Source organism: Enterobacter sp. UNJFSC 003 (assembly GCF_036903355.1).
GTDB lineage: Bacteria > Pseudomonadota > Gammaproteobacteria > Enterobacterales > Enterobacteriaceae > Enterobacter.
This window is the reverse complement of the sequence record NZ_JBAKHK010000323.1, coordinates 1-241: the sequence shown is the minus strand read 5'-3', so window position 1 is coordinate 241 and position 241 is coordinate 1. Positions and strand designations below refer to the sequence as shown.

Annotated in this window: 1 pseudogene; it reads left to right on the top strand. The window is 47.7% G+C overall.

Going from position 1 to position 241, the window contains the following annotated elements:
* Positions 1 to 241 (top strand): annotated as a pseudogene (locus tag V5P19_RS24375) (phosphoethanolamine transferase); the annotation flags it as partial.

Below are 241 nucleotides of genomic sequence, written 5' to 3'. Positions count from 1 at the left end.
ATTGCCTCGCGTACAAAAAGTTCTGGTCGGTGTCAGTTCGCTGGTGGCGGCTTGTTATTTCCCTTTTGCTCAGGCCTACGGCGCGCCTAATTTCAATACATTGCTGGCATTGCACTCCACCAATATGGAAGAGTCGACCGAAATCCTGACGATTTTTCCGTGGTACAGCTACCTGGTCGGCTTATTTATTTTTGCGCTCGGCGTAATAGCAATCAGGCGAAAAAAAGAGAATGAAAAAGCG